Origin of the sequence: Streptomyces sp. NPDC008125, from assembly GCF_042957125.1 — a bacterium.
GTDB lineage: Bacteria > Actinomycetota > Actinomycetes > Streptomycetales > Streptomycetaceae > Streptomyces.
On sequence record NZ_JBIBHR010000007.1, the window covers coordinates 314,973 to 332,021 of the forward strand.

Consider the following 17,049-nt stretch of genomic DNA (forward strand, 5'->3'; position numbering starts at 1 on the left):
GGGCGTCCCGGCGTGACCGCGCGGCCCCGGACCGGACTCTCCGGCCGGGGCCCGCGGCGCAACGACCCGTAAGGAGCCGTCCACCCATGACAGCGACCCCGATCCTCGAACTGCGGGGGATCGACAAGAGCTTCGGCGCGGTGCAGGTACTGCACGAGGTGCACTTCGCCGCCTACCCGGGGGAGGTGACCGCCCTGGTCGGCGACAACGGCGCAGGCAAGTCCACCCTGGTGAAGTGCGTCGGCGGGATCCATCCGATCGACTCGGGCGAGTACCTCTTCGACGGCGAGCCGGTCCACGTGCACAGCCCGCGCGACGCCGCCCTGCTCGGCGTGGAGATCGTGTACCAGGACCTCGCGCTCTGCGACAACCTCGACATCGTCCAGAACATGTTCCTCGGCCGTGAGAAGCACCGGGGCATCGTGCTCGACGGCTGGACGATGGAGGAGATGGCCGCCAGGACGCTGAAGAGTCTCTCCGTCCGTACCGTGAAGTCGGTCCGCCAGAAGGTCTCCAGTCTCTCCGGCGGCCAGCGGCAGACCGTGGCCATCGCCAAGGCGGTGCTGTGGAACAGCAAGGTCGTCGTCCTCGACGAGCCGACCGCCGCGCTCGGCGTCGCGCAGACCGCGCAGGTCCTGGAGCTCGTCCGCAGGCTCGCCGACAACGGACTCGGCGTCGTGCTGATCTCGCACAACATGAACGACGTCTTCGCGGTGTCCGACCGGATCGCCGCCCTCCACCTGGGCCGGATGGCCGCCCAGGTCAAGACCTCGGACGTGACGCACGCCCAGGTCGTGGAACTGATCACCGCGGGCCGCAGCGGGGACCTGGGCCTCGCCGACACCAACGGAGCCACCGACACCACCGGAGCCACCACATGACCGCCCTCGCGCCCGAGAAGCCGGAAGAGCACGGAGAGCCCGGAGCGCCCGGAGCGCCCGAAGCCGACGGCCGCCCCGGGGCGGCCGGTGTCGGCGCTCTCGCCCGCGCCTACGCCGAGCGGGTGCGCGGCGGCGAACTGGGCGTACTCCCCGCCGTCCTCGGCCTCGTCGTCCTCTGCGCGTTCTTCGCGATCCTGCGCCCGGTCTTCCTGACCGAGCTCAACTTCGCCAACCTGCTGACCCAGGGCGCGGGCAGCATCGCCATCGCCATGGGCCTGGTCTTCCTCCTTCTCCTCGGCGAGATCGACCTCTCCGCCGGGTACGCCAGCGGCGTCTGCGCCGCCGTGCTGGCGATCCTCCTCACCGACCACGGCTGGCCCTGGTACGGAGCGGTGGCCGCCGCGATGCTGACCGGGGTGGCGATCGGCCTGCTTCTCGGCACCCTGGTGGCGAAGATCGGGATTCCGTCCTTCGTCGTCACCCTGGCCGCGTTCCTGGGCTTCCAGGGCATCGTGCTGATCCTCCTGAAGGAGGGCACCAACATCTCGATCGAGGACAGGACGATCCTCGCCATAGCCAACAACAACCTGAGCCCCGCGCTCGGCTGGGTTCTGCTCGCGGTCTGCGTCGCCGCCTACGCCGCCGTCCAGTTCCGTGCGAACAGCAACCGCAGAGCGCGCGGACTGGCCGGCGCACCGCCCGCCCTGCTCGCCCTGCGCCTCTCCACGGCCACCGTGCTCGGCGGCCTGGCGGTGTACCTGCTCAACCAGGAACGGAGCCGCAACGTCATCGTCGACTCGCTCAAGGGCGTGCCCATCGTGGTGCCGGTCATCGGCGCCCTGCTGGTCATCGGCACCTTCGTCCTCCAGCGCACCTCCTTCGGCCTGCACATCTACGCGGTGGGCGGCAGCGCCGAGGGTGCCCGCAGGGCAGGCATCAACGTGGCCTTCATCCGCGTCGCCGCATTCGTCATCTGCTCGGCCATGGCGGCCGTCGGTGGCATCATCGCCGCCTCGCGCGGCAACTCGGTGGACCCGAACACCGGCGGCAGCAACGTGCTGCTGCTCGCCGTGGGCAGCGCGGTCATCGGCGGCACCAGTCTCTTCGGCGGTCGCGGACGCGTCATCGACGCCGTGCTGGGCGGCATGGTGGTCGCCGTGATCCAGAACGGAATGGGCCTCATGGGGTACAGCTCGGGCGTCAAGTACGCTGTCACGGGTTCGGTACTGCTGGTCGCCGCGGGTGTGGACGCTCTGTCCCGCCGCCGGGCCGCGCAACGATGAGGCTCACCGCCGCACAACGATGAGGTTCACCCTATGAAAGCCGGTCCTTCCCAGGAGGAAATACGCCGGCACAACCTCAGCACGGTGCTGCGCCACGTGCACATCGGCGGCCCCGCCTCCCGGACCGTCCTCGCCGAACGCATGGGAGTCAACCGCAGCACCGTGCTGGGCCTGGTCAGTGAGCTCACCGCCGCGGGCCTCGTACGCGAGGAACTCCCCCGCGACACCGGCCGGGCGGGACGGCCCTCGCTGGTCGTACGGCCCGAGCCCGCCCGCGCGTACGTCCTGGCCTTCGACATCGGTGTCGCCCGTCTGACGGCCGCCCGCATCGGCCTGGGCGGCTTCTTCCTCGACCGGCGTGAGATTCCCTGGCCCGGGGCGGGCCCCCGGCGCCCCGGCGAGGTCGCGGACGCGCTCACGGCGTCGGCCCGGCAGATGCTGAACGCGACTCCGCCCGGCAGCCACTGCGTCGGCGTGGGGGTGGCGGTGCGCGGCATCGTCCGCCACCCCGACGGACTGGTCCGTTTCGCTCCCAACCTCGGCTGGACGGAAGAGGACTTCGGCGCCCAGCTCGCCGACCGCCTCGGCCTCTCCGTCCCGGTCACCATCGGCAACGAGGCCAACGTCGCGGCGCTGGCCGAGCACTTGCGCGGCGCCGGCGCCGGCTGCCGGAACCTCGTCTATCTGCACGGTGACATCGGTATCGGGGCCGGAATCATCGTCGACGGACGGCTGTTGCGCGGCGACGAGGGGTACGGCGGCGAGGTCGGCCACATGATCGTGAATCCGCGCGGCGGCAGGCGTTGCGGCTGCGGGGCGACCGGCTGCCTCGAAGCCGAAGCCGGCGCCCGGGCCCTGCTGGCGGCCTCCCGGCGTGACGGCCGTACCTCCGGCTACGACTCCGTACGCGCCGTCGTGGACGCAGCCGACCGGGGGGACGTCGCCGCCGCGGCGGCGCTGCGCGACGTCGGCGACTGGCTCGGTATCGGGGTCGCCAACCTGGTCAACCTCTTCAACCCGGGAACGGTGGTCTTCGGTGGGGTGCTGCGGGACGTCTTCCTCGGGTCGGCCGCGCAGGTGCGCAGCCGCATCAACACCACCGCCCTCAGGGCCTCCCGCGAGAACCTCCGGCTGCGGGTCTGCGAGCTCGGCGACAGCACCGTGCTGATCGGCGCGGCGGAACTCGCCTTCTCCGAAAGTCTGGACAACCCCCTGGAGGTCCTGGCCCGGCTCGACGGGCAGCAGGCGTTCGTCGACTGAGAGGTGTCAGCGTCGGGCGCACACGCGGAGTCCGGCCTCCGAGAAGGCGGTCGGACCCGTGCAGTCGTAGAGGGCGTCGACGGCCTCCCGTACGGCAGGGGCGACCCGCTTCAACGGGAACCAGGCGGGATCGACGATCGCGTACCGGACGGCGGGGTCGTCCAGGCAGTCCAGGTTCTCGTCGAAGCTGGTGAGTTCCGCGACGTCGGCGTCGTACAGGGTGCGCTGGAGGAAGGCCGGCGAGGGATAGCGGCAGCGGGTGGGGTTGCCCAGGAAGTACGCGATGTCCCCGAAGGCGAGGTAGACGACGGGGGTGTCGGGGCCGACGCGGGCACGGAGTCCGTCGAGCCGGTGCGTGAGGGCCCGCGCGGCCTCCTTGCGGGACTTCGCCGTGTAGTCCGAGTGACGGGTGTCGAAGGAGTACGGCGTCGTCGGCCAGGCGGGGATCGCCGTGGCGAGGGCCAGCGCCACCACCGCGGCGGCGGCCGTGCCACGGCGGGGGCGGGTACCGGCCGGGCGGTGGGCCGCGGTGAGGGCGGCGACCAGGGCGAGGAGCACCACGACCGCCAGGACGGCACAGGTCATGGTGGCGTGCGTCGTGCGCCAGGCGAGCGGCTGCCCGGCGACCAGCGGGACCACGGCGCCCAGTGCTGCCGTGGCACCCACCGGTCCGGCCGGGGTCCGGCCGGACCGGGTGAGTTGCCGGGTGACCGCCAGCGCCCAGAGGGCGGCTCCCAGCACGGGCAGCTGGGAGAAGTGGTAGAGGAACCACTGGCCCTGCACCACGACGGTCCCCACCACCACGACCAGGCCGCACACGGTCAGCGCGGGCCAGTTCCAGCGGCCCCGGGACGTGGTGGAGGTGCGGACCAGGAGCGTGAGGGTGACCGGCAGCAGGGCCACCACCGGGACCAGTACGGACTCGTTGACCAGGGATGTCCAGAGCTCGTGCACCTGCTCGGCACCGAAGCCGGTGCGGAACACGCTGTTGGGGTTGAGCGAGGAGAACTCGTGGAGCCAGCGCCATTCGCGGGGCTCCACCCGGACCGCGAGGGCGAGCCCGGCGGGCGCGGCCAGGGCCGCGGCTGCCGCGCTCAGAACGGCGCGCCGGCGGTCCAGGACCGCGACGACCACCAGGGCGAGCAGCGCGGTCGAGGCGGTCGTGTACTTCATCAGCACGGCGAGTGCGAGCAGGACACCGGAGAGCGATACGGCCAGGGCGGTACGGCGCCCCGCGAGCGCGGCTCCGACAGCGGCGGTCGACACCAGCACCGCCACCCACTCGGGCTGCAGGAAGTCCCAGGCCGGGGCGCACACGAGCGCGGCCCCCACCGCGACCGCCACCGCTCCGGCCTCGCGCCGGGGCAGCTTGCGCAGCAGGCCCGCCCGCAGCCACCAGGCCGCCCCCACGGAGAGGGCGATGAGGACGAGCCGTGTCAGCGCCTCCCGTACCGCGACCGGACCGGCGGTCAGGGCGTCCAGCCCGGCGATGGTCCACCGGTAGGCCAGCGGCCGGTGGACGAAGATCTCCGACGCGGCGAGGCCGGCCCGGTGAGTGGCGCGGATGCCGCCGAGTGAGTAGCGGACATCGTGATTGAGGCCGCTCCAGCACATGAGCGCGATCACGCCGAGACCGCCCGTCGCCGCCGCGATCGACCGCGCCGGCCGCTGACGGTGCGGGGCGGAGGATTCGCCCTGGCCGGCGACGCGTTCGTGCGGGCGGTGCGGGGTGCGCGGGGTGCTGTCGGCGGTCATGAGCGCAGACATTAACCGCGCCGCAGGGCCGCTTCCGGACGCGGTCACGCGAATTCATCGCGGCAGGCGCCTTGTTCATGTCCCGTTCCCGCCGGGTTCAGCCGGAGTGGAGAAGAGGCGCCCCGCCCGCCGCGACGCGGGTACGTGTGGTCCGTGCGAGGCTGGAGAGACGTACGGGTACGGGCGGAGCCGCTCGCCTCGGGCAGCTCCGTGCAGACGACACGGAAAGGCACAGACATGGCTGACACCTCCCTCGCCGGCCGACGGGTCCTGGCGATCGTGACCAACTACGGCGTCGAACAGGACGAGCTGGTCGTCCCGGTCGGGCAGCTGCGGGACAGCGGCGCGGACGTGCGGGTGGCGGCCGTCTCCCCGGACGAGATCCACACCCTGGTCGGCGACAAGGACCCGGGCGAGGCGGTGCGGCCGGACCTGACGCTGGCGGACGTCGATCCGACGGACTACGACCTGCTGCTCGTCCCCGGCGGAACGCTGAACGCGGACACCCTGCGGCTCCAGGATCCGGCGCTGGAGATCCTCCGGTCGTTCACCCGGACCGGCCGGCCCGTCGCGGCGATCTGTCACGGCCCGTGGCTGCTGGTGGAGGCCGGTGCGGTCGACGGCCGCACGCTGACCTCGTACCCCTCACTGCGCACGGACATCCGGAACGCCGGCGGGACCTGGGTGGACGAGCCGGTGATCGCCGACACCGCCGGTGACTGGACCCTGATCACCTCCCGCACCCCGGACGACCTCGGGCCCTTCGTTCGCGAGGCGAAGGCGGCGCTGGCCGCCGGTAAAGGCTGAACGCGAGTGCCGGGGAGCGACCGATGACGCACACCGCGATCTTCGACGTGGACGGAACCCTCGTCGACACGAACCATCTGCACGTGACCGCGTGGTGGGAGGCCTTCCGCCAGGCCGGACACCGCGTCGCCATGCACGACATCCACCGGTCGGTGGGCCTGGGCGGGAACGATCTGATCGCCGGGCTCCTGGGCGACGATCGCCGCGAGGAGGAGGACGACCGCATCAGCGCCGCGCACACGACGCTGTACGCGACCTTCTTCGAGCGGCTGCCGGCCTTCGACCGGGCGGCCGACCTGCTGCGGGAGATATCCGGGCGCGGCTGGCAGGTCGTGCTGGCGACCTCGGCCACCGGCGCAGAACTCGACGCGCTGCGCCGCGCGCTGGACGCCGACGACGTCGTCCGGGCCACCGCGTCCGCCGGTGACACCGCCGAGGGCAAGCCCGCCCCGGATCCGGTGGTGCACGCGATGGAGCTGGTGGGCGGCACACCGGAGACTTCCGTCTTCGTCGGCGACACCGTCTGGGACATGAAGGCCGCCGCACGGGCGGGGGTCACCGCGGTCGGGGTGCTGAGCGGCGGCATCCCGCGCGAGGACCTCGTGGAGTCCGGCGCCGCCGGGGTGTACAGCGATGTCGCGGACCTGCTGGACCGTCTCGGCCGGAGCCCCTTCGCCGTCCCGGACGCCGGCTGAGGCACGGCCGCCGGTGTCCGGGGGTGCTCCCGCGCGACGCGCCCCCTCAGCCCTGCTTCAGCGGCAGCATCTCGGCGGTGATCGCCCAGCGCTCGTGGTCGCGCCACGCTCCGTCGATGTGGAGGAAGTCCGGCGAGAGCCCTTCGAGCCGGAAGCCGGCCCGCCGCACCAGCGCGATCGAAGCCGCGTTGCCGGGCTGCACATTGGCTTCCAGCCGGTGCAGCCCGAGCGGCCCGAAGGCGTACCGGAGAACGAGGCCGAGGGCTTCGGACATCAGCCCCCGCCCGGCGGCGTGCGCGAAGGCTCCGTATCCGAGGGCCCCGCAGCGGAAGGCTCCGCCGACGATGTTGTTGATGCTGACGAATCCGGCGATCGCCCCGCCCGCCGCGCGTTCACCGACGAGGAAGCCCTCGCGGTCGGGGCTCGCCCGCAGCCGTCCCGCGTAGGCCGCGTACGCCTCCTCCTCGGTGGGCGGGAAGAGCCAGGGTCGGTGCAGGGCGCGGCTCTCGCGTGCGCGTGCGGTGAACTCGGCGGCATCCTCAGGGGTGAAGCGGCGCAGCGAGGTCAGCGGCCCCTGCGGGAGGCCCGCGCCGGGGGGCCCGGCGGACGGGGCGTGCGCGTGGGGCCCGGGACCAGGGCCCCACTGGGCGGCGGCCCGGGCGTGCGGGGCGGCGGCGGAATGATCGTCCGATACGTGCATCGGCCCACGGTAGGGCGGCCCGGACGGAAGCGGAAGCTCCCACCGGCCCCGGCGCCCCCGCCCGCCGGCCCCGCTCACCCTCGCCCGGGCGTCACTTGTTCCGACGCCGGAACACGTATCCCCCGCAGACCAGCCCGGCGAGGAAGACCCCCAGCAGGGCGAGCCAGAGCGGCATGGTGACCGTGGGGACGATGACGCGGATGGTGACGTCCCCGGTGTTCACGCAGATGAAGACGATCGCCAGCACGGCGACGACGGCCACGACGATACGGCCGGGGGTGAACCGGCCGTTACTGGCACCTCTGCCGTCGCTGGACACGTTCTTGGGGCTCATGGGTCCGGCCTTTCCCTGTTCGCCGGAGCAGCCCCGCACGGGTCGGGCCGAACGCGACCGCCCTCCGGCGACCAGCTTGCGCCCGTCGGGCGTCCGGCGGGCGGTGGTGTGCGTCCGTCCGGGTGACGCGCTGCTCAGCCGGACGGGACCACCGGAAGCTCCAGCACCCCGGTGTCCTGCGGTGAGGAGGAGACGGTGACGGGCTTGGCCCCCCGGTTGCCGTAGTACGCGGTGTCACTGCCCGCGATCACCAGGCGGAGCCGGTGTCCGGCGGCGAACCGGTGGACGATGCCCGGCAGCCGTACGGTGAAGGGCCTGGTCACGTCGGGCACGCGCACCGGGGCGACCAGCCGGTGGACGAGCTCGACGGACCCGTCGGGGGCGAGGTCGTACACCTTGACGAAGAGTACGAGCCGGTCGGCGGCGTCCCCGCTGTTCTGGACGCGCTCCGCCTTCGGGGAGGACACCCGCAGCCGGGCGCGGGGAGCGCCCACGACGTCGAGGTCGGCGGTGAGCGGGGCGGAGGTCCAGCCGAGGTGGGTGCCGACGGTGTCGTACGGGGCGATGTCGGGGAGTCCGGTGAGCCCGGAGAGAGAGGTCTCCGAATGGCTGGTGGGCAGAGGCCGGTTGGTGTACGAACGGCTGCCGGTGACCACGTCCGCGCGGCGGTCGGTCAGGGTGCCGTCGCCGGAGAGGTACAGGGTGCGCGAAGGCGTGGGCGGCGCGTCGGCGGTGCCGTATCCGCTCGTCCAGTCGCGGTAGTAGGCGAAGGCGGGCCCGGTGTCGGCGGCCTGGTGGCGGAGGTGGCGGTCGAACCAGGCGAGGATGCGCCGGCCCACGTAGCTGGTCTCCAGATTGCCCTGTGCCAGGTCGAGTTCACCGGGGGTGGCGCCTCCCCCGCTGTGCCCCCAGGCCTGCCAGATCATCTTGGTGGGGGTGCCGTGCGCCCGGAGGGTGTCGTAGGTGTCGGTGGCCTCGTTCAGGTTGAACAGGGTGTCCGCCTGGCCCTGCACCAGGAGGGTGGGCGCCTCGACCCGGTCGAGGTAGGAGACCGGGGAGACGCCGCGCGTGTAGGCGAGCACGGCGCCGGCTTCGGCGGCCGGGTAGCGGCCGGAGTTGAGGAAGCTGATGGTGTCGCATGCCCGGGGGGTGAAGTGCAGACAGTCCAGGGTGCCGAAGCGGGACGGGTCGAGGCTGGGGGCGAGGAGCGGCTGTCCCTCCCCCATCAGGTAGAAACCGCTGGTCCACTGCCATTTGAAGACGCCCGGGGTACGGGAGGCCGTGGCGCCTCCCGTGACGGAGCCTCCCGTGACGGCGCTTCCCCCGGCGCCGCTTCCCGTGGCACCGCTTCCCGTGGCGTCGTCGGGCGTCACGTTGTTCGGTGCGAGCGAGTAGCCGAGGTCGTTCCAGGTGATGAGGGGGACGAGCGCGTCGACGCGGTGGTCGACGGAAGCGGTGGCCAGTTGGACCGCCCCGCCGTACGAACCCCCGATCATGCCGACGCGCGGATCGCCCGCCCCGTCGAGGGTGACGAAGTCGGCCCGGGTGCCGTCGTCCGCCGCCCGGGTGCCCGCGAGGAAGTCCACCAGTCCGGAGGCGGCCTTCCCGTCGGCCTCCGGGGCGTCGAGGGTGATCAGGCAGCCGGACCGGCCGAAGCCGAGGCCGGAGTAGACGAGGCCCGCGTACCCCCGGGCGGCGAAGGCGCGGCCGAGGGCGTCGGTGGAGCCGTCCGACTTGCTGCCCGCGAAGCCGTTGGTCGCCAGGACCGCCGGAACGGGGTGCGCGGTGTCGGCTCCGCGCGGGCGGTAGAGGTCCGCGTCGACGGTGCAGTCGCGGTCGCCCGCGCGCACGGTGAACTTCAGCGCGGTGACGGTGTACGGCTCGTCCGCCGCGCGGGCGGGGACGGCCAGGACGAGCGGGGCGGTCAACGCCGCTCCGGCGAGGGCCGCGAGCGGTTTCCCGAACCTGGCGACGACACCTGACACCGCGGACCTCCACACCCAGGGCACCGGGACCACCGGCCGACCGACGCCTGCACAGACCACCGGAACGTCGAAACGCGCGGGAAAGAGCGAGTTCAGCGGCCCGCCGATGACAGAACGTACTCATGCTGTGACACGGAGTGCGTCGGTGTCAACGCCATGGCCGCCATTTCCCCCGGGGGTGTCGCGGGCCGGAGAGCAGAAACGCCGTTGCGCACGCGCCCGTCGGTCGTGGTTCACTCGCGCGATGAATCTTCTGCTGACGGCGAGCGGCCTGCGCAACGAGTCCCTGCGGGACGCACTGCGGGACATGCTGGGAAAGCCCTTCGGGTCGGCGAACGTCGTGTACGTGCCCACGGCCTCGGTCGCCGAGCCCGGGGACCACGGGTGGCTCCTCGCGGACATGAACCGGCTGCACGGCCTCGGCTGGCGCGAGTTCGACGTCCTGGAACTGAACGGCCTGCCCCGGCAGATGGTGCTCGACCGGCTGCTCCGTGCCGACGTCGTCCATGTCGGTGGCGGCAACCAGTACCACCTCGCGCGCAGCATCACGGGCAACGGCCTGGCCGACGGCTTCCTGGAGGCGCTGGAGAGCCGCGTCTACGTGGGGATGAGCGCCGGATCGATGATCTTCAGCCAGAACCTCACCACGCACTCCGCCGAGGTCATCGGGGACGCGGCGGATCTCCACGCACTCGGTGCGACGGCCGTGGAGCCTCCGTTCGGCCTCTTCGACTGGTATCTCAAGCCCCACCTGCATTCGCCGGATTTCCCCGAGCGGGACGACGCCTGGGCCGGTCGCATCGCCGCGCGGGCCGACTTCCCGGTCTGGTTCATCGACGACGACACGGCCGTTCGCGTCAGGGACGACACGGTGGACGTCGTCTCCGAAGGCCGGTGGCGCTTCTGTCCCTGACGGGACGCCCGGCAGACGGGGGCGGGCCCGACCGGCGTCCCGCCGCACGACCGCGTCCGGATGCGACGTTCCGTCAGACCAGCGCGGGCACCTCCACCGTGAGGGTCGCCCTGCCGCCGTCCGAGGGGGCGTCGAGTACGGCGGGAAGCCCGAGCGGGACGGTGAGGGTGGTCGGGCCGTGGCCGAATCCCAGCTCCTCGACGACGGGCACCCCGAGGGTGCCGAGCCGGTCGGCGAGCACCGCGCGGACCCGGTCGTACGGTCCGCAGCTCTCCCAGGAGCCGCAGACCACCCCGGCGACGCCTTCCAGGGCGCCGGAGCGCAGCAGCCGGGTGAGGATGCCGTCGATGCGGTACGGGTCCTCGGTGACGTCCTCGATGAGGAGAAGGCCGCCCCGGGCCGAGGTCCGGGCGCCGGGGGTGCCGAGGTCGGCCGCGAGCAGGCTGACGCAACCGCCGTAGGTCACGCCCCTGGCCCGCCCGGGGACCAGGGAGGCCGAAGTCGCCAGGCCCAGGGTGCGTACCGACTCGGGTTCGAAGAGGGTGGCGCGCAGTCCGTCCTGGGTGGGCGCGTCCTTGAGGAAGGTCTCGGCGCCGACCATGGGGCCGAGCAGCGTGGAGAACCCGGCGCGCAGGGCGAACGCCTCGTGGAGCACGGTGATGTCGCTGTAGCCGACGAACGGCTTGGGGCCGGCCCTGCGGATGGCGGTCCAGTCGATCAGGTCGACCATGCGGTGCGCGCCGTAGCCGCCCCGGGCGCAGAGGACCGCGTCGACGGACGGGTCGCACCAGGCGTCCTGGAGGTCCTGGGCGCGGTGTTCGTCCGTCCCGGCGAGGTAGCCCAGTTCGGGGTGGACATCGCGGGCGTGCGGGGTGACGAAGGGATCGAGGTCCCAGCCGCGCAGCAGATCGAGCCCGGCGTCGAGCCGTTCGGCGGGTACGGGCCCGCTGGGCGAGACCACGGCAACCCGGGCGCCGGGCCTCAGCCGGGCGGGGCGGGCGAGCGGCACGGGACCGGTACCGGCCCCGGCGACGACGTGGGCCGCGCTCATCGCTTCAGCTCCAGGGCCGGGACGTCGACTCCGTCGATGCCGAAGGTCTGTGCGTACAGGGAGAGTTCGGCCTCCAGCGCGCGGATCAGGGTGGACTCCAGCCGGAAGCCGTGGCTCTCCCCCGCGAAGGTGAGGTAGGCGTGCGGGACGCCGCGCCCCTCGATCGCGGCGAGGAACCGCTCGCACTGCGCGGGCGGGCAGATCACGTCGTCCAGCCCCTGGAGCAGCAGGAACGGGGTGCGGAGCCGGTCCGCGTGGGTGAGGGGCGACCGGTCGCGGTAGCGGTCGGGCACCTCGGCGAGCGGGCCGACGAGTGACTCCAGGTACTGCGACTCGAAGTCGTGGGTCTCGCCGACCGCCCAGCCGGTGAGGTCGAGGATGGGGTAGCTGATGGCCCCGCAGGCGTAGAGGTCGGTGCTGGTGAGGGAGGCGGCGGTGGTCCAGCCGCCGGCGCTGCCGCCCCGGATCGCCAGCCGGGCGCGGTCGGCGGAGCCCTCGGCCGCCAGGGCCTCGGCGACGGCGGCGCAGTCCTCGACGTCCACGACGCCCCACTGTTCGCGGAGCCGTTCGCGGTAGGTGCGCCCGTAGCCGGTCGATCCGCCGTAGTTGACCTCGACGACGCCGATGCCGCGCGAGGTGAAGTAGGCGATCTCCAGGTCGAGGGCGAGCGGGACGCGGCTGGTGGGGCCGCCGTGCGCCCAGACGACGTACGGCGGGCGTTCGCCCTCGGGGCCGGTGTGCCCGGGGTTGCGGGGCGGGTACACCAGGGCGTGGATGTCCCGGCCGTCCGGCCCGGCGAAGGTGCGCTCCTCCGGCCGGGGGTAGTACGCCGGGTCGACGGCGTCGGTGTGCGGTGCGCCGATGGTCCGGGTGCGGCCGGTCGAGGTGTCCAGTTCGACGACCTCGTGGCCGGTGTACGGGCTCGCGGCCACGCCGACGACGCGGTCGCCGCGGACGGCCAGGGTCTCGGTCCAGGCGGTCCAGGGGCCGGCCACGTCGACGAGTTCGCCGGTCTCCGGGTCGAGCACGCCGAGCCGGGTGGTGCCCTTGCCGTGGATGACGGCGATCAGTCCGTTGTCGAGCTGCCGGAACCAGCGCAGGCCGATCTTCCAGAGCGGTCCGCCGAACTCCTCTCCCCGGCCGGGGCAGAGGGCGCCGGCCGGTACGGCCCCGCCCGCGACGGCGTCGGGCCGGATGCGCTGGAGCTGCCACCAGTCGCCGGTGTCGGAGACGAAGAGCAGGGAGCCGTCCCGGTCCCACTCCACCTGGCAGACCGATTCGTCGAGGCCGCCGGCGAGCGGCCGGATTCCGGTGAAGGTTCCCTCACCGGTGACCTCGGCGAGCATCACGACCGTGCCGTCCCACGGCATGCGCGGGTGGTCCCAGGCGATCCAGGCGGCCCGGCGGCCGTCGTGCGAGAGCCGGGGACCGGTGACGAACCGGTGGCGGTCGTCGGAGAGTTCGCGTACGGCGGTGCGGTCGTCGGCGGCGGAGCCGTCCAGCGGTACGGCGGCGACCACCCGGCGGACATCCGAGGCGCCCTCGCCGGTGAACTCCTCCAGGACGCACCAGACCTCGTCCCGGTCCGGGTGGATCTGCGGGTCCACCCAGCGCAGCCCGCCGCCGGTGGCGGAGACCGGCGTGAGCGGCCAGGGGGCGTCGGGGCCGTCGGGGGCGTAGGCGTAGAGCCGCTGGTCGGCGAAGTGGACGAAGACGACGAGCGGGCCTCCCGAGGCGCGGGCGACTCCGGCCCACGGCTGTCCGCCGTACTCGATGACCCGGCTGCGGGCGTTCCACGGTGCGGGCAGCACGGTGCTGATCGTGCCCTCGGCGCTCCGGCGCACCAGGGCGCGCCGGCCGCCTTCGGCGGGGCGCGGCTCGGTCCACCAGACCTCCTCCCCGACGGTGCCGACGTACTCGGGGCGGCCGTCGTGCGAGGCGGCGAGCGCCGCGTCGACGGGGGTGGGCCAGGTGCCGTACGGGGCCGGGAGCGGAACGGTGGTGGTGGGCTGGGCCGTGCTGGGCCGGGTGGACGCCATGGGTGATTCCCCCGTCGTGGTCAGGCGCTGCGCAGGTAGTGGTCGAGGACGCGGACCCCGTAGTGCAGGGCGTCCACGGGAACGCGTTCGTCGACGCCGTGGAAGAGCGCCTGGTAGTCGAATCCGACCGGCAGCTTGAGCGGTGAGAAGCCGTAGCCGGTGATGCCGAGGCGGGAGAACTGCTTGGCGTCCGAACCGCCCGACATGGAGTACGGGACGGCGTGGGCGCCGGGGTCGAAGAGTTCGACGGCGGCGCGCAGCTTGGCGAAGGTGGGCGAGTCCACGGGTGCGGTGAGCGGCACCTCGCGGTGGATGAACTCCCAGTCGACGCCCGGCCCGGTGAGCAGGTCCATCGTGGTGTGGAACTCGTCCTCGCCGCCCGGGACCACGCGTCCGTCGATGACGGCGGTGGCGTGGCCGGGGATGACGTTGACCTTGTATCCGGCGTCCAGCCGGGTCGGGTTGCTGCTGTTGCGGACGGTCGGCGCGAACAGGGCGGCGGCCGGGCCGAGCTTGCCGAGGAGTTCGTCGACGTCGAAGCCGGGGGCGTCGAGGTCGACGGTGAGGCCGTGCAGGGCGGCGATCTCGGTGAGCCCGGCGCGCACGGTCGGGGTGAGGCGGACGGGCCAGGTGTACTCGCCGATCCGGGTGACGGCGGCGGCCAGCCGGGTCACCGCGTTGTCGCGGTTGACCTTGGAGCCGTGGCCGGCCCTGCCGTGGGCGGTGAGCTTCAGCCAGCCCGTACCGCGCTCGCCCGCGGCGATCGGGTAGAGGGAGAGGCCGTCGCCGGCGTGGAAGGTGAAGGCGCCGGACTCGCTGATGCCCTCGGTGCAGCCTTCGAAGAGGCCGGCGTGCCGGTCGGTGAGGAAGCCGGAGCCGTCGGCGGCGCTGGCCTCCTCGTCGGCGGTGTAGGCGATGACGATGTCGCGGCGGGGGCGGACGCCCGCGCGGGCCCAGCCCCGGACGACCGCCAGGATCATCGCGTCCATGTTCTTCATGTCGACGGCGCCGCGGCCCCAGACGACACCGTCGCGCACGTCGCCGGAGAAGGGGTGCACGGTCCAGTCGGCGGCCTCGGCGGGGACGACGTCGAGATGGCCGTGGACGAGGAGGGCGTCGGCCGACGGGTCGGTGCCCCCGATGCGCGCCACCACGTTGGTCCGGCCCGGGGTGCGCTCCAGCAGGGCCGGTTCCAGGCCGATGTCCGCGAGGCGCTCGGCGACGTACTCGGCGGCCGGGCGTTCCCGGCAGGTGCCGTCGCCGCTGTTGGTGGTGTCGATCCGGATGAGCTCCGAGGTGAACGTCACCGATTCGTCGAGGGCCTGCTGGTCCACGGACGTCGGGGCGGGCGACTCAGCCATACTGTTCCTCCACTGCGGCCGACACGATCGTCGTGACCGCCTTGAACGTGCGGATCCCCTCGTACATCGTCGCGCTGGTGTACGCGACGCGCCGTTCGCCGGTCTGGGCCACGCCGGGGACGACGGTGGCGGCGGAAGCCAGGTGCTCGGCGTCGAACTCCAGCTCCACGGCATAGGTTTCCCCGGTCACGGGGGCGTACCGGACGGCGAGCGGCGCGGCCTCGGCCGCCGCCGCGCGGATGTCCGCGGCGGTACGGGCGGGGGTGCGGCAGACCGCCGCGTACCGGGAGACGTAGTCCTTGACGGCGACCTTGCGGGCACCGGGGGCGTACCCCTGCGCGTCCACGCAGGTCAGGTCGTCGCCGGTGACGAGCACGACCGGGACGCCGTACTCGGCGGCGACGTGCGCGTTGAGCAGTCCCTCGCTCGCGCGTACGCCGTTCAGCCAGACGCCGGTGATCGAGTTCGCCAGGTAGGTGTGGGCGAGGACGCCCTCGGTGCCGGCGCCGGTGTGGTAGCCGACGAAGGCGACGGCGTCGACGTCCCCGTGCTGGATTCCCTCGACCATGGAGAGGGTCTTGTGCCGGCCGGTGATCATCTGGACGCGGTCGTCGAGCTGCTCCAGGAGCAGGTTGCGCATGCTCCAGTGGGCTTCGTTGACGAGGACCTCGTCGGCGCCCCCGTCGAAGAAACCGAGGGCCGCGGCGTTCACGTCCGAGGTGAACATCGGGCGGCAGCGCTCCCACTGGGGAGCGCCCGGCAGGACGTCGCCGGGCCAGGTCACACCGGTGGCGCCCTCCATGTCGGCGCTGATGAGGATCTTCATGCGGCCATACGGTACGCGCCCGGCTCCGCGCCGACCACGGCATTGAGGGGAGCATCACGTGGCGCCGGGCGGGACACCGCCTGCGCTCGCACGCCGCCCGCCGCAGGAAGCCGCCCGGCGCCGGGGCCGTCGGAGTGCCGCCGACCGCGCGCAGCCGCTCGGCGAGGCCCAGCAGCCCCTGTCCGCTGCCCGCGCGAGGCCCAGAGGGCTCCCGGCCGGCCGGATCGCGTGCCGCGTCACCGTCCTCCCTCCGTCACCGCCCTCCCCGCACCGCCGGGACGACCGGGCGGATGCGCCGGGGCGGCACGGTGCGGGGGTGTCCGGGGCGCTTCCACTCGCGCGGGTAGCCGACGGAGACCTCCTCGAAGGGGACTCCGTCGTAGACGGTGGACCGGGGGATGTGCAGGTGCCCGTAGACCATCGCGGCGACGGGGAAGCGGCGGTGCCAGTCGGCGGTCCGTTCGGTGCCGCACCACAGGGCGAACTCGGGGTAGCGCAGGACGTCCATGGGGGTGCGGACGAGCGGATAGTGGTTGACCAGGACGAGGGGCATCTCCGGGTCGAGCGCGCCGAGCCGCTCCTCGGTCAGGCGCACCCGTGCCTCGCACCAGGCGTGGCGGCTCTCGTACGGGTCCGGGTGGAGCAGGTACTCGTCGGTGCAGACCACGCCCGCCTCGTGGGCGGCGGCCAGCGCCTCCTCACGGCTGAGCCCGGGGTGGGTGCGGAAGGTGTAGTCGTACAGCAGGAAGAGCGGGGCGACGGTCACGGGGCCCCGCGGCCCCTGCCAGACCGGGTAGGGGTCCTCCGGCGTGACGATCCCGAGGCTCCGGCAGAGTTCCACGAGGTGGTCGTAGCGCTCGGCCCCGCGCAGCCGCAGGGGGTCCTTCGGCGGCGTCCAGAGCTCGTGGTTTCCGGGTACCCAGACGACTTTGGCGAAGTTCGAGGCGAGGACGCCGAGGGCCCAGGCGATGTCCTCGGACATCTCGCCGACGTCCCCGGCGACCAGGAGCCAGTCGTTCTCCGTCTCCGGCCGGAGACCGGCGACGATCCGGCGGTTCTCCTCGTGGACCACGTGAAGGTCGCTGATGGCCAGGAGGTTGCCGGGAATCTGCGGCACGTCGCTTCCTCTCGTCGGCCTCCGGGTGCGGAGGCGGTGCGT

Annotated in this window: 15 protein-coding genes; 6 read left to right on the forward strand and 9 right to left on the reverse strand. The window is 73.1% G+C overall.

The annotated features are described in order from the left end of the window. Positions 1 to 86: 86 nt before the first annotated feature. The 3 genes from ACFZAX_RS15005 to ACFZAX_RS15015 are packed head-to-tail and all read left to right on the forward strand — an operon-like array spanning position 87 to position 3,424. Positions 87 to 881: an ATP-binding cassette domain-containing protein gene (locus tag ACFZAX_RS15005; RefSeq protein ID WP_390961831.1), complete on the forward strand. Its 795-nt coding sequence runs from the start codon at positions 87 to 89 to the stop codon at positions 879 to 881. Further along, on the forward strand, positions 878 to 2,164 hold the full coding sequence (locus ACFZAX_RS15010) for a sugar ABC transporter permease (protein WP_390961833.1): 1,287 nt from the start codon (positions 878 to 880) through the stop codon (positions 2,162 to 2,164). The genes ACFZAX_RS15005 and ACFZAX_RS15010 overlap by 4 nt, the downstream gene beginning before the upstream one ends. A 33-nt stretch (positions 2,165 to 2,197) precedes the next feature. Further along, a complete protein-coding gene (locus tag ACFZAX_RS15015) occupies positions 2,198 to 3,424 on the forward strand; it encodes an ROK family protein (RefSeq protein WP_390961834.1) in 1,227 nt (408 codons plus the stop codon). Positions 3,425 to 3,430: 6 nt separating this feature from the next. Here ACFZAX_RS15015 and ACFZAX_RS15020 read toward each other — a convergent pair whose 3' ends face one another. Next, positions 3,431 to 5,179, reverse strand: a complete 1,749-nt coding sequence (locus ACFZAX_RS15020; protein ID WP_390961836.1) for a hypothetical protein — start codon at positions 5,177 to 5,179, stop codon at positions 3,431 to 3,433. Between the two features lie 237 nt (positions 5,180 to 5,416). On the opposite strand from ACFZAX_RS15020, the gene ACFZAX_RS15025 reads away from it, so the two are divergent. Together ACFZAX_RS15025 and ACFZAX_RS15030 are read left to right on the forward strand one after the other, a co-directional pair. After that, positions 5,417 to 5,986, forward strand: a complete 570-nt coding sequence (locus ACFZAX_RS15025; protein WP_390961838.1) for a DJ-1/PfpI/YhbO family deglycase/protease — start codon at positions 5,417 to 5,419, stop codon at positions 5,984 to 5,986. Positions 5,987 to 6,009: 23 nt separating this feature from the next. Continuing rightward, positions 6,010 to 6,681 carry an HAD-IA family hydrolase gene (locus ACFZAX_RS15030; protein ID WP_390961839.1) on the forward strand — a complete coding sequence of 224 codons (672 nt, stop codon included), beginning with the start codon at positions 6,010 to 6,012 and terminating at the stop codon, positions 6,679 to 6,681. Positions 6,682 to 6,727: 46 nt separating this feature from the next. On the opposite strand, the gene ACFZAX_RS15035 is transcribed toward ACFZAX_RS15030, so the two are convergent. From ACFZAX_RS15035 to ACFZAX_RS15045, 3 genes are all read right to left on the reverse strand, one after another. Next, positions 6,728 to 7,381 (reverse strand): GNAT family N-acetyltransferase, encoded by a 654-nt coding sequence (locus tag ACFZAX_RS15035; RefSeq protein WP_390961840.1) that lies wholly within the window; start codon positions 7,379 to 7,381, stop codon positions 6,728 to 6,730. A gap of 91 nt (positions 7,382 to 7,472) precedes the next feature. Next, entirely contained in the window at positions 7,473 to 7,715 is a 243-nt protein-coding gene (locus tag ACFZAX_RS15040; protein ID WP_390961842.1) for a LapA family protein, read from the reverse strand. Between the two features lie 134 nt (positions 7,716 to 7,849). After that, positions 7,850 to 9,700 (reverse strand): CocE/NonD family hydrolase, encoded by a 1,851-nt coding sequence (locus ACFZAX_RS15045; RefSeq protein ID WP_390961843.1) that lies wholly within the window; start codon positions 9,698 to 9,700, stop codon positions 7,850 to 7,852. 244 nt (positions 9,701 to 9,944) lie between these two features. Between ACFZAX_RS15045 and ACFZAX_RS15050 the strand changes: the two genes are divergently transcribed. Continuing rightward, entirely contained in the window at positions 9,945 to 10,613 is a 669-nt protein-coding gene (locus ACFZAX_RS15050) for a Type 1 glutamine amidotransferase-like domain-containing protein (protein WP_390961844.1), read from the forward strand. Positions 10,614 to 10,686: 73 nt separating this feature from the next. Here the strand turns inward: ACFZAX_RS15050 and ACFZAX_RS15055 are convergent, their stop codons facing one another. The 5 genes from ACFZAX_RS15055 to ACFZAX_RS15075 form a co-directional block, all read right to left on the reverse strand. Next, positions 10,687 to 11,664: an LD-carboxypeptidase gene (locus ACFZAX_RS15055; protein ID WP_390961845.1), complete on the reverse strand. Its 978-nt coding sequence runs from the start codon at positions 11,662 to 11,664 to the stop codon at positions 10,687 to 10,689. Then, positions 11,661 to 13,703, reverse strand: a complete 2,043-nt coding sequence (locus tag ACFZAX_RS15060; RefSeq protein WP_390961847.1) for a prolyl oligopeptidase family serine peptidase — start codon at positions 13,701 to 13,703, stop codon at positions 11,661 to 11,663. Before ACFZAX_RS15060 ends, ACFZAX_RS15055 begins: the two co-directional genes overlap by 4 nt. A gap of 20 nt (positions 13,704 to 13,723) precedes the next feature. After that, positions 13,724 to 15,064 (reverse strand): M20/M25/M40 family metallo-hydrolase, encoded by a 1,341-nt coding sequence (locus ACFZAX_RS15065; protein WP_390961848.1) that lies wholly within the window; start codon positions 15,062 to 15,064, stop codon positions 13,724 to 13,726. Continuing rightward, positions 15,057 to 15,890: a M55 family metallopeptidase gene (locus ACFZAX_RS15070; protein WP_390961849.1), complete on the reverse strand. Its 834-nt coding sequence runs from the start codon at positions 15,888 to 15,890 to the stop codon at positions 15,057 to 15,059. Before ACFZAX_RS15070 ends, ACFZAX_RS15065 begins: the two co-directional genes overlap by 8 nt. A gap of 253 nt (positions 15,891 to 16,143) precedes the next feature. After that, the gene (locus ACFZAX_RS15075) at positions 16,144 to 17,007 is read right to left on the reverse strand and encodes a metallophosphoesterase (protein WP_390961850.1); all 864 of its coding nucleotides are present in this window, start codon (positions 17,005 to 17,007) and stop codon (positions 16,144 to 16,146) included. Positions 17,008 to 17,049 lie beyond the last annotated feature (42 nt).

Coding starts and splice junctions, on each gene's coding strand:
- ACFZAX_RS15005 (WP_390961831.1), top strand. CDS start 87: ATGACAGCGACCCCGATCCTCGAACTGCGGGGGATCGACAAGAGCTTC.
- ACFZAX_RS15010 (WP_390961833.1), top strand. CDS start 878: ATGACCGCCCTCGCGCCCGAGAAGCCGGAAGAGCACGGAGAGCCCGGA.
- ACFZAX_RS15015 (WP_390961834.1), top strand. CDS start 2,198: ATGAAAGCCGGTCCTTCCCAGGAGGAAATACGCCGGCACAACCTCAGC.
- ACFZAX_RS15020 (WP_390961836.1), bottom strand. CDS start 5,179: ATGACCGCCGACAGCACCCCGCGCACCCCGCACCGCCCGCACGAACGC.
- ACFZAX_RS15025 (WP_390961838.1), top strand. CDS start 5,417: ATGGCTGACACCTCCCTCGCCGGCCGACGGGTCCTGGCGATCGTGACC.
- ACFZAX_RS15030 (WP_390961839.1), top strand. CDS start 6,010: ATGACGCACACCGCGATCTTCGACGTGGACGGAACCCTCGTCGACACG.
- ACFZAX_RS15035 (WP_390961840.1), bottom strand. CDS start 7,381: ATGCACGTATCGGACGATCATTCCGCCGCCGCCCCGCACGCCCGGGCC.
- ACFZAX_RS15040 (WP_390961842.1), bottom strand. CDS start 7,715: ATGAGCCCCAAGAACGTGTCCAGCGACGGCAGAGGTGCCAGTAACGGC.
- ACFZAX_RS15050 (WP_390961844.1), top strand. CDS start 9,945: ATGAATCTTCTGCTGACGGCGAGCGGCCTGCGCAACGAGTCCCTGCGG.
- ACFZAX_RS15055 (WP_390961845.1), bottom strand. CDS start 11,664: ATGAGCGCGGCCCACGTCGTCGCCGGGGCCGGTACCGGTCCCGTGCCG.
- ACFZAX_RS15060 (WP_390961847.1), bottom strand. CDS start 13,703: ATGGCGTCCACCCGGCCCAGCACGGCCCAGCCCACCACCACCGTTCCG.
- ACFZAX_RS15065 (WP_390961848.1), bottom strand. CDS start 15,064: ATGGCTGAGTCGCCCGCCCCGACGTCCGTGGACCAGCAGGCCCTCGAC.
- ACFZAX_RS15070 (WP_390961849.1), bottom strand. CDS start 15,890: ATGAAGATCCTCATCAGCGCCGACATGGAGGGCGCCACCGGTGTGACC.